Below are 18,925 nucleotides of genomic sequence, written 5' to 3' on the forward strand. Positions count from 1 at the left end.
CTCAAACCTCAAACATTTCCACCAGATTAGATATTGCTCACTTCTTCTCCCCAGGCATACACTTTTTCCTTCACGAGTGGATAGAGGAGGATGAAGAAGATCATATTCGCTGCCAAGGTCGGCAGCAGCCTCAATAGAGCGTAATCTCCCCAAGTCATGGATGTAATTTGTACGAATGAATAAATGATATAAAGCATCGTATCAGCTAAAGCCACTCCGACGACAGCTAATAAGGATGCCGCAAAAAAATTGGCGTGCAGCCACTTGTTTAAACCATGTACGGTATAGATGATCAAGGTATATGTAATCATATATACCCCGAGCACGCCCGTGTAGACGACATCAATCAATAAGCCGAAAGCAAGGCCATACCAGACAGCATTGTACGTATCGTCCTTGTCATAGAAAATCGCAATAATCAGAAGGAAGATCAATATCCAATGCGGGGTCATCAGCAAATCAGAGTAAACAAGATTAGCCGGAAGCATACTCATGGCCATCCCCTGCATGATCAAGAAAAACAAACATAGGAGTGCAATGAAGTATCGACTCATGATGCTTCTTCCTCCTGTTCAGGTTCCGGATCTACCGTTTCTGCTGTACGATCCACTACCATCACGTGATTGATATCAAACAGATCGGCAAAAGGTTCTACATAGGCGGTTTGTGTCAGACCAAACTGATCATTGACGACTTCTTCGACCGTTCCAATTCTCAAGTTGCTCGGGAAAACGCCCCCTAATCCAGAAGAGATAACCGTATCGCCCGGCTTGAGCTCTTCATCAAGCTTAATCTCCTCCAGCAATAGACGACCCGTTTCATCATCATAACCTTCGATCAGACCGAAAGCTTCATCCTGATTCTCCCGAACGACCCAAGCAGAAATTTTGTTCGAACGATCGAACCCGCTTAAGAGTTGGACCGTGGAATGAAAAGCCCCAACGGACTTGATTTTCCCAATCAGGCCATCACTTGTCATGACAGCCATATCTTTTTCAACGCCGTGCTCTTCTCCTTTATTAATGGTCATCTGCTCAAACCAACGGTCTGAACTTCTTGCAATGACCGTTGCCTGCACGGGAGAGTAGTCACTCAAACTATCAGACTTATCCAATGTTTGCTGTAGTTCATCAATTTCACTACGAAGTCTTTGGTTTTCCTGAATGACACCTTTGTATTCAGAAAGCCTTGCTTTCAATACTTCGTTCTGTTCATAAACACCAAACATGTCTTGAATATTTTCAATGGTATTATCCACAAGACTGACCGGTTTATGGAAGACGGTTTGCATCCAACCGATCGAATCCTGGAGAAATTTTTCAGGTGTGCTTAACGAATCACGGTCACGGATTGAAAAGCCAATCAATGCTACGAGTACGATAAATCCTACTAATACAATCATCAGTCTTTTTCTGCGAAATAACGAAGGCATAACGAGTTAAACTACTCCATTTTCGCCCGGCTTGCTACATTCGGCTGGGAACGGAAATGATGGATATACTCCAAAGACTTCCCTGTTCCAACCGCCACACAATCAAGTGGATTGTCGGCAATAAATACGGGCATGTTCGTTTCTTCACTGATGACTGTATCGATGTTCCTTAGCAAGGCGCCTCCCCCAGTAAGGACAATCCCGCGCTCCATAATATCCGCTGCCAGTTCTGGAGGTGTTTTTTCTAATGTGTTCTTGACCGTTTCAATAATTGAATCAATCGTATCTTTCATAGCACTTACAATTTCATCACTTTGAATCGTGATGGTTTTCGGCAAACCACTAAGCAAATCCCGTCCCCTAATATCCATTTCGTCAACTTCGGAGACTTCTCCTGCACCGCCCAATTCCATTTTCACTTCTTCAGCCGTCCGCTCACCAATCATTAAATTGTACTTCTTGCGTACATGCTGAATGATGTTGTCATCCATCTCATCTCCGGCAATACGGATGGACTGGCTTGTAACGATTCCACCAAGAGAGATAATCGCCACCTCTGTTGTGCCACCACCAATATCAACGACCATGCTTCCGGTTGGTTCCCATACAGGAAGGCCTGCACCGATCGCTGCCGCAAATGGTTCCGCAATCGGATAAGCTTCTTTTGCTCCCGCCTGTTTCGTCGCATCAATGACCGCACGCTCTTCAACCATCGTAATGCCTGAGGGTACACAGACCATGACATTCGGTTTACTTGCAAAAGAGGAACGCGTTTTTAACGCCTTTTTTATATAATATTTCATCATTTGAGCAGTCGTATCATAATCGGCAATCACGCCATCCTTCATCGGTCGGATAACATTTATGTAACCTGGCGTTCGCCCGATCATATTTCGCGCATCATTTCCGACCGCTTCGATGTCACCGGTTTGTGTATTTTTGGCAACAACCGAAGGCTCTCGGACAATGACCCCTTTACCTTTCAAAAAGACGAGTGTATTTGCAGTGCCCAAATCAATTCCTAAATCTTGAGAGAATCCAAAAATCCCCAATAATATCTTCCTTTCTAAAACCCGCTTTCCTATCAACGGGGGTTAGGCATCTATATAGAATCATGATTAGAAGAAGCGCCTATTTATAAGAAAATCCTATAAATGGCGCTTTTTCTTTTTCATCTATTCAATTATACGAAAAATCCACAAAAATAGATAGTGTTACAAATAGCCTTTTTCTTTAAGACTAATGAATTTGCGATCACCAATGACAAGGTGATCCAATAAATCAATGCCAATCATCTTTCCGCATTCTTTCAATCTGCGTGTCACCTGGATATCTTCTTGTGATGGAGTCGGGTCTCCGGAAGGGTGGTTGTGGGCGCATATGATGGAGGCGGCAGACCTTTTCACCGCTTCTTTGAACACCTCTCTTGGATGGACAATCGAAGCATTCAAGCTGCCGATAAAGATGGTTTGTCTATGGAGGACCTGGTTTTTCGTGTTTAAAAACAAACAAATGAAGTGTTCCTGCTTTAAATCTCTCATTTCTTCCATGATAAAGTCCGCCCCGTCTTCCGGGCTTCTAATCATGTAACGTTCCACAGGTTTCATTTTCTGCATTCGTTTCCCTAATTCAATCGCTGCCAGGAGCAGGACCGCCTTTGCAGATCCAATTCCCCGGATAGCTGTCAGTTCTTCAATCGTGGCATCTTTCAGGAGCATGATTCCCTCAAAATGAACAAGAAGCCGGTTGGAAAGCTCCATGACAGACTCACGTTTGGTTCCACTTCCTAACAGGATGGCGAAAAGTTCCTGATTGGATAAATGAGAGGCCCCGAGCTCAATCAACCGTTCTCTCGGCCGGTCTTGTCTCGGAACATCTTTGATCATTACACTTGTTTGGGTCAATGATTCGCATCCTTTCCTTCTAAGTCCCCATGCAAGAAAGAATCACTCAGGGAAGATGCCTAATTTCTTAAGTTCACGTGCGACCCGTGACAGTGGCAAACCGACTACACTGTAATAGTCTCCATTAATTTCTTCAACAAACAAGGATCCTTTCCCTTGGATGCCGTATCCTCCTGCCTTATCCCACACCTCTCCTGTCCGTATATAGGCATCGATCTCTTCTTCTGACAATGCGTAAAAGGTCACTTCTGTCTGGACATAAAACAGATCCACTGATTGGTTTGTCTTTAAACAAACTCCCGTATATACCTCGTGTGTCGTACCACTTAAAGATCTTAAATACAGCCTTGCTTCTTGATCATCTTTCGGTTTCCCTAGAATTTCACCATTGAAAGCCACGACGGTATCTGAAGTGAGCAACACCTCATTCTCATCAACCTTCACGTTTTCAGCCTTTACTCTTGCCAAGTGAAGGACGGCTTCTTCAGGTGACATCCCCTCCTCGATCACTTCTTCAGCGTTCGAAGGGCGTACATCAAACTCGAAGCCTGCAAGCTCAAGGAGTTCCTTTCTTCTTGGAGATTGTGACCCTAAAACTAAGCGCTTCATCCCAAACCTCATCCTCTCTATACATGGGGCTCTTTCTATTCTACAAGATTTTCATATAACAGAAGATTATAGAAAGAACCATTTTCTACAGGAAAAAGATATAAAAAAAGAGTTTCCCGTTGAGAAAACTCCTTTTTTCTTAGAATATCACGTGATGTATTCCTTATTCTAATGATTGAGTCACTTTTAACCAATTGATATTGGTATCATCCTGAGATTCCCATTCATTCAAAGCTTGTCCAAGTGGTGTATTCTCACCCACTTCATCCATAAGCTTCTTTCTTTGATTCTCCGATAAATCTTTCATTTCATGGGTCTCAATAGGAGTAACCAGTTCTTGCGGGATTTCCTTTTCAATCGTTACAACAAAAGGCTTCACATAAGTTTCAATGCTCTTTCCAGCAAGACGTCCAGCAATCTGATCGGCGTCCTGTTTATTCGCCGCACTCCCAACAAATAAATAATATTGCCCATCCCTCTGCCAGACGATGGAGGGTACAAGAAGAGCTGTCAGTTTGCTCTTCCATTCATTCGCTTTTCCCTCTGTGGAGAAAGCCCCTGCTTGAACGATATACGTATCAAAGGTCTGCGTAGGACCACTTGGGAGCTCAGACATAGGCTCCTCTTGAGAAGCGACCACTTCTGTATCTGTGTTCCCCTCACCAGACACTGGCACAGATTCCGGTCCTGTCGCAGACGAATCCGTTAGAGACACAAACATACGAAGCAGTAGAAAACCAAGTCCAAGACTGACAAAAAGGGCGGTCAAAGCTGTTGTGATTAACGGTCTGACTGGTGTTGAAGAAAAGCGTTTCTTTTTAAATGGAATGTGGTACACCCGGGTTGCAGGACGTTCATCTTCCTTATCTTCCTCAACTGCTGCAGCTTGTTCCTTTTGTGTCCGAACAACTTCATGTTTCGTTTCCTGCTGATGTTCGTTCCGAAATGAGATGGAGATCTTATTTTTGGAATCCATAGTTTGATCACTCCTGCAAGGTTTGTTCCCACACTATCACAGGAGTTTTGAAAACCACGCTGAAATTTGTCAGTAGGTCTTCGACAATTTTGGCTTACAATTGACTTTCAAGTTCTGAATCTGAGGGTTCTTCCTCTTCTTCATTGTCACGTTTTCCTTCATCTACGGTCTCTTCCTCTTTCTTTGGTGTAGTGGATACAGTTTGGTTCGGATCATCCCATTGTTCCATGGCGAAAGGGTCCACTTTATTTGGACTTCCACCATAATGGTATTGCGGTGCTTCATTCGCGAGGCTGGCATATAATGGCTGATAATAGCTATTCATGACGATGGAATAGCCCAGTTCATTTTCGCTTTCAGGTGCATCAAACTGGATCGACTCGATTTGTATAACCCGAGATAAAGATTGAATCTCACTCATAAAAGAGACCATTTCATCATAATTTTCAGAAGTCACATCGAGAGTGAATTGAAGGGTATGTAGACCTTCAATGAGTCTCTCTGCCTCATCTTCCACAGGTTCCTCTGCTATAGTTTCATCTAAACCCTCTTCCTCGTCGTTATTTACGCCATTTTCTTCTCGTTCATTTTCTGGTTCTATCATAGGGATCGTTGACTCTGAATCGGAAATAGCCATACTGTTGATTATGCTCCTTGAGGCATTTTCTGCCCGATCAAGGCCAATCAATAGTTGATCCATGAGAGGAATAACCGGCAACTGCTGCTGAATGATACGAGAAGTGAGGATTTGGTCTCTTTCGGTACCTTCTTGATTGTTCTCTATAGCGGAAAGAATCTTTTGTTCCTGGGTTAAGATGGCTTCTTTTTCTACTACCTCTTCCTTGTATGGAGCCAGAATGACTCTTTGACCGAGTATGGAGAACACTAGGACAAGGACGACTCCTGCAATGATGATCCATAAACTGTGACGATTCCATTCAATCTTCATTGGAGAGACACCCCCTCATCAGCGAGCGTCGATTCTTCGAGAACAATATAATAACTTGCTATGTAACGAGGTTGATAATCATACAAATCTTCAGTATCGTCCACAACATCCGTATCTACCCCGGCTAACTCAACATCAGAGATAAATGATTGTTGAATTAAGGTATTCGTGTATTTCGCCGCTTCTTGAATGGTATCGAACCTTACATTTACAGTGACTTCAGAGGCACCAGTTAACGCGAATGATTCAAAGAACCCACGCTCAGGCAGCAGAGAAACAAGCTCTTCCACCACAGGAATGGTAGGGATAACCGTACCTTTCAACTGCTCAAGTGAATCTTTCAACTGTTCTCTTTCGGTACCCTCTCCACCAGATGTAACTGCAAAACTTTCCTGCTCAACCTGCACCTGCGAAATTTGCTCATCCAATCGGGAAGACTCTTCGACCAGGCTTGCCTTTTGAGCATTAAATACGATTCCCAAGACTAATAAAAGGAGAGCAAAGAAAGTGACAACTAAATACGGGAGGATATTTCTCTTTTCTTTTTGTTCCAGTAAATTAATCTCTACAACCATTCTCTCATCCCCTACATCCTTTATGGCTTGATGGACAATCCAATCGCATCCATGTATTCACCGCTGGAAGGTTGGCCTGAATCCAAAAATACGTCTGCCTCTTTCAAAGCGGCGACCTGGATCCCTTTTGCTTCGAGCAACTCTCTTACCAGACCATTCTCCGGCCAATCTCCAGTGAGAAGGACTTTGGATACGGAGGCTTCTCCATTCATCACAGAGAACCTATAAAAATCCATGATTCTTTCCACTTCATTGACCTGATCATAAGTAAATTCAGTCGGACCGCCACCATCATCCCCAAGCCAAACGTAACGGCCGTTTTCCCTTTTCCATAACGTCATAGAAAGCGGACTTCTTGTGTGGTTGATAAATGCCGGTACATGTTCGTTAAATACCGTCAACACACACCCGTCCAAGTTCCAGTCGATGATCAGCAGATGTTCTCCCTCTGACGTTAAATCCAAATATTCGTATAGACGATAAATAGAAAGCGCACTAACATCCGCCGCTTTCGTTTTCAGTTTGGCATCATTAAAAACCTGGTCTAACATACGAATTTGTTCTTCAGGATAAGCAAAAAGAAGCAGTTTTTTCTTTTCTTCATTCTCACTCATCACACTGAAATCAAATGCAGGGTCATCAAAAGGAAGATGCAGCGTTTCGCCCAGTTGCATATATAAATAGCCTTTGATTTCATCATTCTTCACATGAACGGGTACTTCAAAAGGACGAACAACAACCGAGTGATCCGGCACAGTAAAATAGAGCGATTTGTTGCTCCATCCTTTACTTTCAATAAAGTTCTCAACGATTCGGGCAAGCTCCCTGGAGTCTTTGATTTTCCCGTCCTCCATAATATGAGGAGGTAGAGCAATATCTCCGGTGTCGTCGATTTCCCACGCATTCTCTGATTTTGAATACACATAGCGAATGCAGTGGTTTTTGATTACGAAATTCACCCGACCGCTTGAATTAAAAAAACGAAACAAATGTCTCTCCTCCTCCTATAAGAAAAATGCATCATAATAAAGTCGTAATAGATCAAAGCCGAATAGGTAACAGATGACTGCAGCGAGTATAATGGATGGGCCAAATGGAAAAGGATCTTTCCTTCCAATCACTTTGAAGCCTAATAAAGTCAGACTGACAACCGTTCCTATTAAAGTCGCTAGAAATAAAGTGAGTAAAGTTAGTTTCCAACCCAGCAGGATGCCTAACGTTCCTAACAGCTTCATATCCCCTGCGCCCATACCGCCCTTACTCAGTAAAATAATCATAAAGATGATGGTAAAGCCGGCTAAAGCACCATATATGGAGTCATACCATGGTTGTAATGGATGAATCGTCCGGTAGATGATGAAGCTTCCCGCAAAAAAGAGTAACAGTTTATTTGGGATCAACATGTAGCTGATATCACTCACTGTCACGATAACTCCCAGGGAAATTAGCAGGAGCGCGCCTAATAAATCCCACGATAAACCCAGATTTATGTATGCCACTAAAAAAAGAACCCCTGTGATCAGCTCAACGAGAGGGTATGCCATCGAAATGGAATGTTTACAGTGTCTACATTTACCTTTGGATATGAGGTAAGAAAAGAGTGGGATTAAGTCTCTTGCTTGTAGAAGTGTGGAACAGTGGGGGCAAGCGGAACGTGAGGTTGTGAATGGGATGTTTTTTGGTAAACGGAGGCCGACAACGTTAAAAAATGAACCTAGGATTGTGCCCGTAATAAATATGTAAAAATCCGTGAAAATGTCCATTAATTTACCTCTCTTTATGTGCATAAACCCGGGTCACCCCGGGTCATTTTTCATTTAATACGTTTCTCATAGTAATGAAAACTTTATTCACCATTTAATGAAGATTTAGTGGCATTAGTTATATAATTGTCAGATCCATCTGCTGCTGCGCCAAGACTGACTTCATAAGTCACTTGATTAGAATTAGCATCAGCATTCAAGGTAATCGCAACTTGAGCAAGAGCATAAGTGTCATCTGTTTCAGGGTCTTGCGGAACTCCATCCAGGTAACCTGCAGTAACCAACTCCGCAGCTGTAACTGGGGAGTCGGCTTCAGTAACGTCCCCGCTAACGTAAGCTAATCTAGCTGATTCTAATAGAGAAAGAGCGTTTGCATCATGTGCATCCTCTTCTGTACTTGCAATCAGGCTACCAATTGCCGGAATAGCAATCGCAGCAATAATCCCCAAAATAACAATAACAGCCAAAAGCTCAATCAACGTGAAACCTTTCTCATTCTTTAACATTTTTCTTAACTTTTTCATTTTCTCTCTCCTTATGTAGTATTTTCGAATTTCTGCCAATGGATATGTCCTACTTTTTTCATTAGCAAAATGTCCTATGTTCATTATAAAGGATAAAATGTTTGCAAACTAGCATTTTTGCACATTCTTACAAATTCTTAATTAATCGTGTCGAAGATTGAAAACATCGGCACTGCAATCGCTGCAACAATTCCTCCGACCACAAGTGCCAGGACTAGGATCATGAGAGGCTCAATTAACGTTTTTAATCGATCGGTTGTATATTCCAGCTCAGATTCATAGAATTCAGCTACCTTTGAAAGCATGTAGTCGAGAGACCCTGTCTCTTCTCCTACAGCCATCATTTGAATAACCAGAGGGGGGAAAATGGGATACTCCCGCAATGGATCGGACAGGTTGTTCCCTTTTTCCAACGATTTGTAACTATTCATGATCGCTCGTTCGACGACTTTATTCTCAACAACGTTTTGTGTCACTTGTAGTGATTTTAAAATGGGCACAGAACTATTCATAAGAGAACTTAATGTACTTGTCATCCGTACTAAAGCCGCTTTCTGTATTAAAGGTCCGAACACAGGAATTTTCAGCTTTAATACATCCAACGTATATTGCAGTTTCGGGTTTCGATCTACGAGCAACTTAAAAGCAATAAATAAAACCACCGGGATAAGGATCACAAGGTACCAAAAGCTTTGAAAAAACTGGCTCATACTAAGCGTGAGCTGAGTGATCCAGGGAAGCTCTCCCCCCATGGTGTCAAACATGCTTGCAAATCTGGGAACGACGAAGGTTAATAGGAAAATGACGATACCAACCGCTATCAGCCCAACCACAAGCGGGTAGGTCAAAGCCGAAATGATTTTCTGCCTTGTGTCGTACTGTTTCTCATAATAAACCGCCAGGCGTTCCAGGATGTCATCGAGATTACCTCCGACTTCCCCTGCCCGTACCATATTAATGAATAAGTTGGAGAAGATTTTCGAATGGGAAGCTGCTGCTTCAGAAAATGCGCGTCCACTTTCCAACTGATCACTGATGTCATAGAGAGCTTCACTTAATGCACGACTATTGGATTGTTTGGCAAGAATTTTTGTCGATTCAAGTAATGAAATCCCCGCTCTCATGAGTGTAGAAAATTGCCTTAGGTATATGACAAAGTCCTTAGGCTTTACAGGGCTTCCTATTTGGATGTCCTTCAGGAAGATACTGTCGATTTCTTTAATTTCCGAAATGGTAATGCCCTGCTCTTTCAATGACAGGACCGCTTCTTTTCTGGAATTTGCACGCAACCTCCCCTTTTGAGCTTTCCCTAGGAGACTGCGCCCTTGATAGGAATAATAGGGCATACTATAAGCCCCCTTCTTTCAAGTATGGAGCCGCATCACGTTCATCAATGACTTTTTCTCTAAGCAATTCCTGGAGCGACATCTCCAATGTTTGCATATGCTGAGCCTTAGATGTTTGCATCACATTCTCAATTTGATGAATCTTTTCGTTTCTAATCAGATTTTTAACCGCTGGTGTATTCAATAGAATTTCTACCGCAGCCCTTCTCCCCTTTTTATCTAAACGGCGGAATAAGCGCTGAGAAATAATCGCCTGCAAAACGTTTGCCAGCTGAACCCTTACCTGCCCTTGTTGATTCGGAGGAAACACATCAATGATTCTGTCAATCGTATCCGGTGCATTGGTTGTATGTAAGGTGCCAAACACAAGATGACCGGTCTCGGCCGCCGTCAGTGCTGTTGAAATTGTCTCAAAGTCTCGTAGCTCTCCAACCAAAATGACATCAGGATCCTGACGAAGACAGGAACGTAAACCATTGGCAAAATTTCTTGTATCAAATCCGACTTCCCGCTGATCTACAATGCAGTTTTTATGGTTATGGGTGTACTCAATTGGATCTTCCAAGGTGATGATATGCTTACGAGCGGACTGGTTAATGTAATCAACCATCGAAGCGAGGGTCGTAGATTTCCCTGATCCTGTAGGGCCTGTGACGAGAACAAGGCCCTGGGCATAGCTGCTGATCTTCTTTAATACTTGTGGCATATGGAGGTCTTCAATCGAAGGGATCTCTCGGGGTACAATCCTAACCGCCATAGAAAGACAATTCCTTTGATAGTAAATATTAATCCGAAACCTCGAAACACCTGCAATTCCATACGATACATCCACTTCGCGGTTACTCACCAACTGTTGGTGCAAATCCTCAGATAAGATCGCCTTCGCCATCCCGTCCGTATCTGCCGGTTTTAATGGGTTTTTCCCATACTTCCTTAACTGACCGTGGATCCTGAATATCGGAGGCACTCCAACTGTCAAATGAATATCGGAGGCCTCATATTCGTTCGCAACCGTCAGGAGCTGATCAAATTTCTCTTTCACACCTTACCACCTCGCTAGTCGACTTTTGCGACGCGAAGCACCTCTTCTAACGTCGTCAATCCCTGCTTTACTTTCAACAAACCATCGTCTAATAAAAAAAGCATGCCCTGCTTCAATGCGTAACGCCGGACTTGGTCCATACTGCCATTGTTCATCATCATAGTCCTGATTTCATCATCAATAACTAACACTTCTTGAATAGCCATACGGCCGCGGTATCCAGTGTTTTGACAGCTGTCACAACCCGATCCTTTATAGATGGTATCTGCCCTCATTCCACGTTTTTGGAACTGTTTTGTTTCCATCTCCGTCAGTTCATGTGCGTGTCTACAATCCCGGCAAATTTTCCTGACCAACCGTTGTGCTACCACACCTGATAAGGAAGAAACGACTAGATAGGGCTCTACATCCATATCGAACAAACGAGGGATGGTCGCTATCGCACTATTCGTATGTAACGTACTCAAAACTAAGTGCCCCGTGAGAGAAGCACGAATGGCGATCTCTGCTGTTTCTGAATCCCGAATCTCACCAACCATAACGATGTTAGGGTCCTGACGTAAAATCGAGCGGAGCCCTTTAGAGAAGGTTAATCCAATGGAAGTGTTTACCTGGACTTGGTTCAGTCCTTCGATTTGATACTCAACAGGATCCTCAATCGTGATGATGTTGACATCGTCTGTATTTAAGCGATTCAAGGATGCATAAAGCGTTGAAGATTTCCCCGAACCCGTAGGACCGGTGATTAAGATGAGGCCAGAGGGCTGCTCAATCAATTGCTTATATTTCTGTGCATTGATCCTGTTAAAGCCAAGGTCTTCGATTGAACTTAATGCATTCGAAAGGTCAAGGATCCGAATGACGACTTTTTCTCCATAGACTGTAGGAAGGATGGAGATCCTTAAATCAACCGGTGACCGATCAACGTTCGTTTTGATTCGCCCATCCTGTGGCAGCCGGTTTTCAGTAATGTTTAAATTAGCCATGATCTTCACACGTGCGATCAGACTGTTTTGGAAAGACTTCGGTAACGTGCGTTCTGTTCTTAACACACCATCAATCCTATAGCGGATCAACACCCGTGATTCCTGAGGGTCAATATGGATATCACTCGACTTTAGTTGGACACCTGCCTGAAGCAATTGGTCCACTAATTTAATCGCAGGTGCTTCATCCGTGTCTTCTTCATTTTCATCAAGACTCGAATCATTCAAATTATAGTGCCGGTTAACGGCTTGGAGGATTTCGTGTTTCGTTGCAATGACAGGAGAAATTTTGAAACCTGTAGATATTTTCAAATCATCGATAGAAAAATAGTCCATCGGATCAGCCATCGCTACAGTCAACTCCTCCCCTTTCCGTTGAATAGGAACAAGGAGGTTACGAAGGGCAAATTCTTTACTTACTATGCTGATCACATTCGGATCAATAGGAAAATGAAACAAAGAAACGTGTGGAATACCGAGTTGGAATTCCAACACTTCAATCAATTGCTTTTCTGTTACGTAGCCCTTTTCTACAAGTACGTCACCAAGCTTCTGGGCCGGCTTTTTGCTTTCTAAAGCTTCCTGGATCTGGTTCTCTTCAATAATCCCCGCGTCTTTCAGCAAATCGCCCAACCTTTTTCTCTTGATCATGACCAGCTCACCCTTTTTCTTCCATCACTTAGATTCTCCATCAGGAACGACCTCCCAGATGCCATCCTCATTTTTTTCCAATGATTTAGAATCACTGGAGTTCCCTTCCCCGTCTGCTTCTTCGGCACTATATTCTTCATCTTCAGAATTAGAGCGATTGTCTCCGGTTTCCGATTCAATATTCTCTTCTGAACTCCCCTCTGAACCAGGAGGGTGCTCTTCCACTCTGGCTACCGGTGGATAATAGTCTTCTGAAATAAACTCCCCTTCACCATCGGATAAAGACCTGTCGATACGATAAACCGATACCACCTCACCATCTTCTCCTTCTTGTAAGAGGTTAAATGTCCCATTATTTACAAGAGAGGAATATTGAATAATTGTTTTAGGTGATATTTTTTCACGATCCAAAAATTGAACATGAAAGTCAGAAGTTGTCGGGTACCCGACCCATTGAACCTCAAGGGTTCCACCCTCTACACTTACAGACAAAAGGTAGTCCCCGGAGAATGGGTTGTACACCTTCAAATCCTGGTCTTGCTCCAGGTCTACATTCGCTTCCATACCGATTTCCGCGTAATCCGGCAAGCGGTGACTGATATGTCTTTCCTGTATAATCATTCCTGCCTTAACACTTGCTCCATAAATCCCTGATGCCAGCACATCGAGGGAAACTTCATCGTACACTCCATCACGATTTAACAAGCGGTTGAACGAAAAGACGGTCCCATCTTCAAGCTCTTCTCCATCAAACAGCTGGATCGCTCGTTCCATGCTCGTTTCTTTTGGAATCACGACCTTTTGTCCACCTATGCTTTCAAATAGTGATGCCGCATTCCCTTTCACAAAGTCATAAGCGACATAAGTTAGAGGTGAATCAACCATTTGTGCTGCATCCCTTTTCAAAGTTTCAATGAATTGTTCTTCCGAAAATTCCGCAGCGAGAGAATCATCCATATAAGATTTCAAATCCTTCATATAAGACTCATCAATGGTCACCTGGATATCACGAATGGTTGTATTCATTGCTTGTTCAACCGTTGATACTACATCAAATTGGATGACTTCCGTATCAGCGGTTAGTTCTTTCTCCCCCGCCTTGACAACTATCGAATGATTGTCTTTCCAGTTTTGTACCTTCTCTGACAGCAGTTGAACTGCTTCTTCCCTACTTTTTTCTGAGATGTTTACAGAAGCAATCACGGTGTTCTCCGGGAGGTGTTTTCCAGTGGTGACATATTGAATAGCTGCTGAACTACCGATTGTAAATAGAAACATCGACATCCCAACAGCAACTACTAAAGAAAGCAGCTTTAGATTCAATGATTGTTTCAACGTTAAACACCTCCTCCGGATCTATTTGAATTACTTTACATTCATGCTCAATTCGACCATGACGCTCGGACCGTACTGCTTTAATTGATCTATTTCAGATTTAGTCAAGACTGCACCTTTTGTAACAACGGTCTCCCCATGGGAATTTACGATATTTTTTGTCGCTTGTTTCCCTTCCAACAATTCATCCTGCTTACGGTCGAGCTCATCCACACGCTCCTGGTTAGCGGTTGTAGAGAAGTGAAGAGTTTTCTTTGATTCTACTTGTGCGGGAGCTTTCTCTACTTCCCTAGTTTCCACATCTCCTGTTGGAAACTCTTCATTTAGAATGATCAGGTTTTCACCATAGGTAATAATATACTCCGAAGAGACTTCAAAGTTGTTTTGCTCAGCTGTACTCACATCTACAGAAATGACTTGTCCATTCGTTTCGTTAACATAGTACTCCGTAATTTCTCCAACTAACTCTCCGACTCTAGTCATTACTCGAGCTCCTGTAATAGAAACCTTTTTGTTAATCAATTGATTCGCAATCGGAATCTCATTTAAATCCAATATGGAATGACTGCTTTCAACCGTAATCGCATATTCTCCGATTCCGATGATTTTTTGGAATGGAATTGCCTTGACGCTTACCTGCCAGTCTTCATGCTCTACCGTCAAAAAATCTACAGAACCTTTTTCTGGATTAATTACGATTGACTTCACTTTGCCGATCTCTTCCCCGGCTGAAATACTTATAATTGGAAAACCGATAATTTCTACGCTTTTTTTCATACCTTCCTACACACCCATCATTATTTTATAAATTGACCTTGTTGTTGCAGTACATACCTTAACTCTTCGACAAGCAGGGAGTATGATTCGAACCTTTCGATCAACTCACCTACAAATAATTCAAGCTCATCTGATTTTTGGTACTTGATATAATACTTTATTAAGTATTTAGAGACAGAGTAGTATTCCAAATCAGGTAGTTTTTCAGATAGATGAGCTTTAACATAATTTTCATACTCAACTCCAGTCATTTGTTCTTTCATATATTCTATTTTCTCAATCATTAAATCAAGGAGCTGTTTCCTTAGCGCTTCATCTGCCACCAATTTTTTCACTGGTCCTTCTTCGAGAGCAAGACTGTCCTCGTTATCTTCAATATCCGATTCCAAATCATAATTGATGGATGATTGTACATGTTCCTCCTGATTACTTGGAGTCATTTCTTTTTCCTGATCGGTCATTTCCCGGGTAATATCTTTGTCAGAATCTGTTGGTTTGTTAATTTCATTCATGACATCTTCTTCAGAATCAAGATTTTCTTCCTCGATCCTATCGTCTATATCCTCCATTTCATTCGGAAGCTCTTCAACTTGCACAGGTTCAATTCCGAAAGCATTTTCTTCAATATCTAGTTGGAGGTTCCTTTCCGCCATTAACTCTTCTTCTGTATCAACCTCGGATGCCTCAAAGCCTTCCTCAATGACTATACTTTCTTCTTTCATTCTTAACTGCGTAAGCTCTTCGTCTAATAGGAATCCTTCATCAGCATTGTCGGTATAGCTGAGCTTATCATCTAGCGTTTCTATACCTTGGACATTTGAAGTTGGTTGTTCATTCTCTTGAATGGCTTCATCCAAAAGAACTTCAGTTTCTATGTACGGCAAAGAATTTTCGTCTTCTACTTCAATAGCGGGAATTCCTTGTTGTTCTTCCTTCTTTTCATAGTTCTCATATAAAGAATGGTCCTCCTGTTCAAGTTCCTCATCAGACAGGGGGGGTGTAACTTTTGACAAATCTTCATCATTTTCGTTAGGTTGCACCTCTTCATACCACTCGCTATAAAGGTGACTCTTTTTCACACCTGATGGCTCGCTGGTTAGTTCTTGTCCATCCTCAAAAACGTGGGATGCTTTCTCCTGCAGTAGAATTGCAAATACAACACCAAGGGTAAGCGCAGCAAGTATCCCCATCCAGAAAGTATATGTAATTGTAGCAAGTAGCGCTAATGAGCTAATTAAAGCCCCCGTAAGCCACAAAACCATTCGGCCTTTCAGAGCCAATTTCATTGGAATATATCGAAGGATGATAAATGCAATAGAAATTGTTGCTAGCCATATTAGTAAATCGGTCACTGCGTTGCCTCCTTCCTTTATTGACTATAAAAGTGTTGATCGATTTCTTTTACTGTTACTTTTTCAACCGTAGGTATCCCATCAGGTGGATTTAGAATAAGTCCTTGAGCATACTCTATGGTCAGCCTTGATAATTGTGGATTAATAGAATCTTGATTATTCTGGACATACAATGGATCACGGTTAGTTGAGAAGTTGGTGGAACCAGGGAAATAATTGTTACTGGACGATCCTTTTACAGCATTTAATGTTACATTTCTTCCATATACGCCTCCTAGGATCTTCAAGTTTGAGCCGACCCCGTAGATATCTAAATGGCTGTTCGTATAAAAGAAGGCATTTATTGTTTTCGGTTCATTGTTATACAAATTATTATTCGCGATTCTTAATTCCCCTTCACTTACTACAACGAGTGTTCCACCACTTTCGTTGGACAAGTTTTCTATACGTCCTCCCAACCGAGTGTAAAATGTCCCGTTCATATTTAAGTCTTCTCTTATATCAATTTCATGATTTGTGTAAAGGCTTCCTTGAAAAGTCAGATCGCTGATATCAATCCCGCACTTATTGTTTTTTGAGTTGTTTCCATTACAATTTTCATTTGCGGGATATCCATTGATATACATAAACTTTCCTTCTGGCAATAGGATGGTTCCAGTTAAGGTCGCATTTTCATGAACATAAATGGATCCATCAACAGTGAGTGATGACTCATCATTTCCATCTGGTTCAATAGTTATATCACCATCCACGATTAAGTTTCCATCCACTTTTAAGGTAGATCCTGTTAATTTGAGATCACCACGGATGTAGGTATCTCCATAAAACCGATCGGGAGCTTTTGGAGACTTCCCTTTTCTTTCGTAACCTTTTTTGATGACCTGGTAGCCTTCAATCTCTTCTATGTTGCCAGGATACCCTCTCGTGGTAATCTTGCTCATTGAATCATTTTTTTTCTGATTGATATACTCTAATACCTTTAGCGGGGAAACATCAGGGTTTTCATCTACAATCCTAGGTTTCAATTCAAAATAGGAGTCCAATTCCTCTTCTGAAATTCCCCAATCCCAAAGCCAGCCCGGGATCTCATACCGTCCCTTGACTGATAAATCCCCCTGGATCGATGGGTATGAAGTTTCAGCCCATAGGCTATAGTTATTTGCTATAAAATTGGCCTCATCATGCAGCCTTAAATCATTACCAACAAAGACATCTCCCTTAATAAAAGGAGCACCATTTAACTTCATATCTCCAGGGGTAACAGCCCCATACCTGAATACATCCGCAATTGTAGAAATCGTAAATGTGCGGACTAACGTTTTATTCGAACCTTCAACATCAACCTCTATGTCAATCCTTTGTAAAAAAACACCATTCTCTCCGTCTTTTAAAACCTTCTTCTTAATGAAACCTTCCTCACCTAACTCTTGTTCTGCTTGATGAATCACACGGTTGATTTTACTGATCACTCCGCCTAAACCAGGAGTCGCTTCTGAAAGATCATCATTGATTTCATCGACACCCTTCATGATATGGGCCTGAGCTTCCTGTACGACCATTTCAGCGTCCGCTTTTGTCTCTATAAAATCAGTATTGGCAGAAGAAAATTGTTGAGAACCAATCGTATAACTCATCAAACTCAAGCCTAAGATACTAAAGATGACAAACATAATTAGAACGGTAACAAGGACATAGCCATCTTCATTTTTAAAAAGGTTTCTCATTAGCATCACTCAGTCCCAAGGCGAAAGATTTTTACAAGGCTGTAAGTTTCATCTGTATTTTCTTTAGAAATTTCTAAATGGACCGTCAACTTTTCACCAGCAAGTCCGAATGTTGTATTAGATAAGTCCATATCATCAGCATTTTGCTGAATATCGTCTATAAATAAATGACCATTCTGAATGGAGACGTCTGTCGTTTCTTCTATGTAAGCAAAAGTTGAATCTTTATCCATTCCATCTAAATGAGTCGAGGTTGCTTCGAAAGTTTGAAAGGTGGTTGGGTCATCGTCTTGAATTTCAATTGTATCCACATTGATCAAGTGTTCTTCTAAGCTTAAGATGAGGATATTCGCTTCTTTTCTTATTTCGGTTTTTGTTGAGGACTTTTCAACGGCACCTGTGACGAAGTAGAACGCATGATAAGCAGCAACCATAACAATCATAGAGAGACTGACGACTGCAAGAAGTTCTACCAATGTCATCCCTTTTTCGCTTTTGATATTCATCGCTCAACATATCCTTCTAATCGAGTCTCTTTATTGTTTGATGACACTGTAACGACAATTTTTGTTAAGTAGTCACTCAAACTCGTCTTATCAGGATCTGTCACCAGTACACGACCTTCATATTGTTCGAGGCTTGAAGCGGACGGCAATTCCAGCAGATCAGGGATGTTCACTACTATTTCCCCCTTGCCTTTCTCTTCTTCCAAATCTTCCAGAGATTTAGATTGATAGGTTTTCAATAAACCATCAGCAATTTCCATGGTCGTAAAGTCCGCATCAATCGTATTGGATTGTGTCATTGTATTCATAACCATTTGTGCAGAGACAATGAATACGACAAGAAGCAAAGCCATAGCAACAACAACTTCTACTAGTGAAAATGCATGCTCCTCCCTATAATCAGGCATTCGCCTTCTCTCCCAACTCACATCTAATATCAAAATTATAACGTATATATAGGACTTTGTCCTGTGA

General features: G+C 42.0%; 20 protein-coding genes. All 20 read right to left on the reverse strand.

Features of this window, described 5'->3' with window-relative positions; genetic code table 11:
• Positions 1-26 precede the first annotated feature (26 nt).
• Positions 27-554 carry a rod shape-determining protein MreD gene (mreD, locus tag K2225_RS14300; RefSeq protein WP_220585345.1) on the reverse strand — a complete coding sequence of 176 codons (528 nt, stop codon included), beginning with the start codon at positions 552-554 and terminating at the stop codon, positions 27-29.
• Complete coding sequence (gene mreC, locus K2225_RS14305; RefSeq protein ID WP_370632761.1) at positions 551-1,402, reverse strand: rod shape-determining protein MreC; 852 nt, start codon at positions 1,400-1,402, stop codon at positions 551-553. The genes mreD and mreC overlap by 4 nt, the downstream gene beginning before the upstream one ends.
• Before the next feature lie 41 nt (positions 1,403-1,443).
• Entirely contained in the window at positions 1,444-2,484 is a 1,041-nt protein-coding gene (locus tag K2225_RS14310; RefSeq protein ID WP_255574545.1) for a rod shape-determining protein, read from the reverse strand.
• Positions 2,485-2,646: 162 nt separating this feature from the next.
• Positions 2,647-3,318 carry a RadC family protein gene (radC, locus tag K2225_RS14315; protein ID WP_220585568.1) on the reverse strand — a complete coding sequence of 224 codons (672 nt, stop codon included), beginning with the start codon at positions 3,316-3,318 and terminating at the stop codon, positions 2,647-2,649.
• Positions 3,319-3,378: 60 nt separating this feature from the next.
• Positions 3,379-3,945: a Maf family protein gene (locus K2225_RS14320; RefSeq protein WP_220585347.1), complete on the reverse strand. Its 567-nt coding sequence runs from the start codon at positions 3,943-3,945 to the stop codon at positions 3,379-3,381.
• A gap of 163 nt (positions 3,946-4,108) precedes the next feature.
• A complete protein-coding gene (locus K2225_RS14325; RefSeq protein ID WP_220585348.1) occupies positions 4,109-4,921 on the reverse strand; it encodes an SPOR domain-containing protein in 813 nt (270 codons plus the stop codon).
• 94 nt (positions 4,922-5,015) lie between these two features.
• Positions 5,016-5,870, reverse strand: a complete 855-nt coding sequence (locus K2225_RS14330) for a hypothetical protein (protein ID WP_220585349.1) — start codon at positions 5,868-5,870, stop codon at positions 5,016-5,018.
• Positions 5,867-6,445, reverse strand: coding sequence for a hypothetical protein (locus K2225_RS14335; RefSeq protein ID WP_220585350.1), 579 nt, complete (start codon positions 6,443-6,445; stop codon positions 5,867-5,869). Before K2225_RS14335 ends, K2225_RS14330 begins: the two co-directional genes overlap by 4 nt.
• Positions 6,446-6,465: 20 nt before the next feature.
• Entirely contained in the window at positions 6,466-7,434 is a 969-nt protein-coding gene (gene pilM / locus K2225_RS14340; RefSeq protein WP_220585351.1) for a type IV pilus biogenesis protein PilM, read from the reverse strand.
• A 15-nt stretch (positions 7,435-7,449) separates the two neighbouring features.
• Positions 7,450-8,232: a prepilin peptidase gene (locus tag K2225_RS14345; protein WP_370632762.1), complete on the reverse strand. Its 783-nt coding sequence runs from the start codon at positions 8,230-8,232 to the stop codon at positions 7,450-7,452.
• A 59-nt stretch (positions 8,233-8,291) separates the two neighbouring features.
• Complete coding sequence (locus K2225_RS14350; RefSeq protein ID WP_220585353.1) at positions 8,292-8,732, reverse strand: prepilin-type N-terminal cleavage/methylation domain-containing protein; 441 nt, start codon at positions 8,730-8,732, stop codon at positions 8,292-8,294.
• 137 nt (positions 8,733-8,869) lie between these two features.
• Positions 8,870-10,078, reverse strand: coding sequence for a type II secretion system F family protein (locus tag K2225_RS14355; RefSeq protein WP_220585354.1), 1,209 nt, complete (start codon positions 10,076-10,078; stop codon positions 8,870-8,872).
• Position 10,079: 1 nt separating this feature from the next.
• Positions 10,080-11,120, reverse strand: a complete 1,041-nt coding sequence (locus tag K2225_RS14360; protein ID WP_220585355.1) for a type IV pilus twitching motility protein PilT — start codon at positions 11,118-11,120, stop codon at positions 10,080-10,082.
• Positions 11,121-11,134: 14 nt separating this feature from the next.
• On the reverse strand, positions 11,135-12,757 hold the full coding sequence (locus tag K2225_RS14365; RefSeq protein WP_220585356.1) for a GspE/PulE family protein: 1,623 nt from the start codon (positions 12,755-12,757) through the stop codon (positions 11,135-11,137).
• 24 nt (positions 12,758-12,781) lie between these two features.
• Complete coding sequence (locus K2225_RS14370; RefSeq protein WP_220585357.1) at positions 12,782-14,092, reverse strand: VanW family protein; 1,311 nt, start codon at positions 14,090-14,092, stop codon at positions 12,782-12,784.
• Positions 14,093-14,122: 30 nt separating this feature from the next.
• Positions 14,123-14,869, reverse strand: a complete 747-nt coding sequence (locus K2225_RS14375) for a PRC-barrel domain-containing protein (RefSeq protein WP_220585358.1) — start codon at positions 14,867-14,869, stop codon at positions 14,123-14,125.
• A 20-nt stretch (positions 14,870-14,889) separates the two neighbouring features.
• Positions 14,890-16,221: a hypothetical protein gene (locus K2225_RS14380; protein ID WP_220585359.1), complete on the reverse strand. Its 1,332-nt coding sequence runs from the start codon at positions 16,219-16,221 to the stop codon at positions 14,890-14,892.
• 17 nt (positions 16,222-16,238) lie between these two features.
• Complete coding sequence (locus K2225_RS14385) at positions 16,239-17,945, reverse strand: polymer-forming cytoskeletal protein (protein WP_220585360.1); 1,707 nt, start codon at positions 17,943-17,945, stop codon at positions 16,239-16,241.
• 5 nt (positions 17,946-17,950) lie between these two features.
• Positions 17,951-18,451 carry a PulJ/GspJ family protein gene (locus K2225_RS14390; protein WP_220585361.1) on the reverse strand — a complete coding sequence of 167 codons (501 nt, stop codon included), beginning with the start codon at positions 18,449-18,451 and terminating at the stop codon, positions 17,951-17,953.
• Complete coding sequence (locus tag K2225_RS14395; RefSeq protein WP_220585362.1) at positions 18,448-18,858, reverse strand: PulJ/GspJ family protein; 411 nt, start codon at positions 18,856-18,858, stop codon at positions 18,448-18,450. The genes K2225_RS14390 and K2225_RS14395 overlap by 4 nt, the downstream gene beginning before the upstream one ends.
• Positions 18,859-18,925 lie beyond the last annotated feature (67 nt).

The organism is Halobacillus sp. Nhm2S1, from assembly GCF_019599545.1.
Lineage (GTDB): Bacteria > Bacillota > Bacilli > Bacillales > Halobacillaceae > Halobacillus.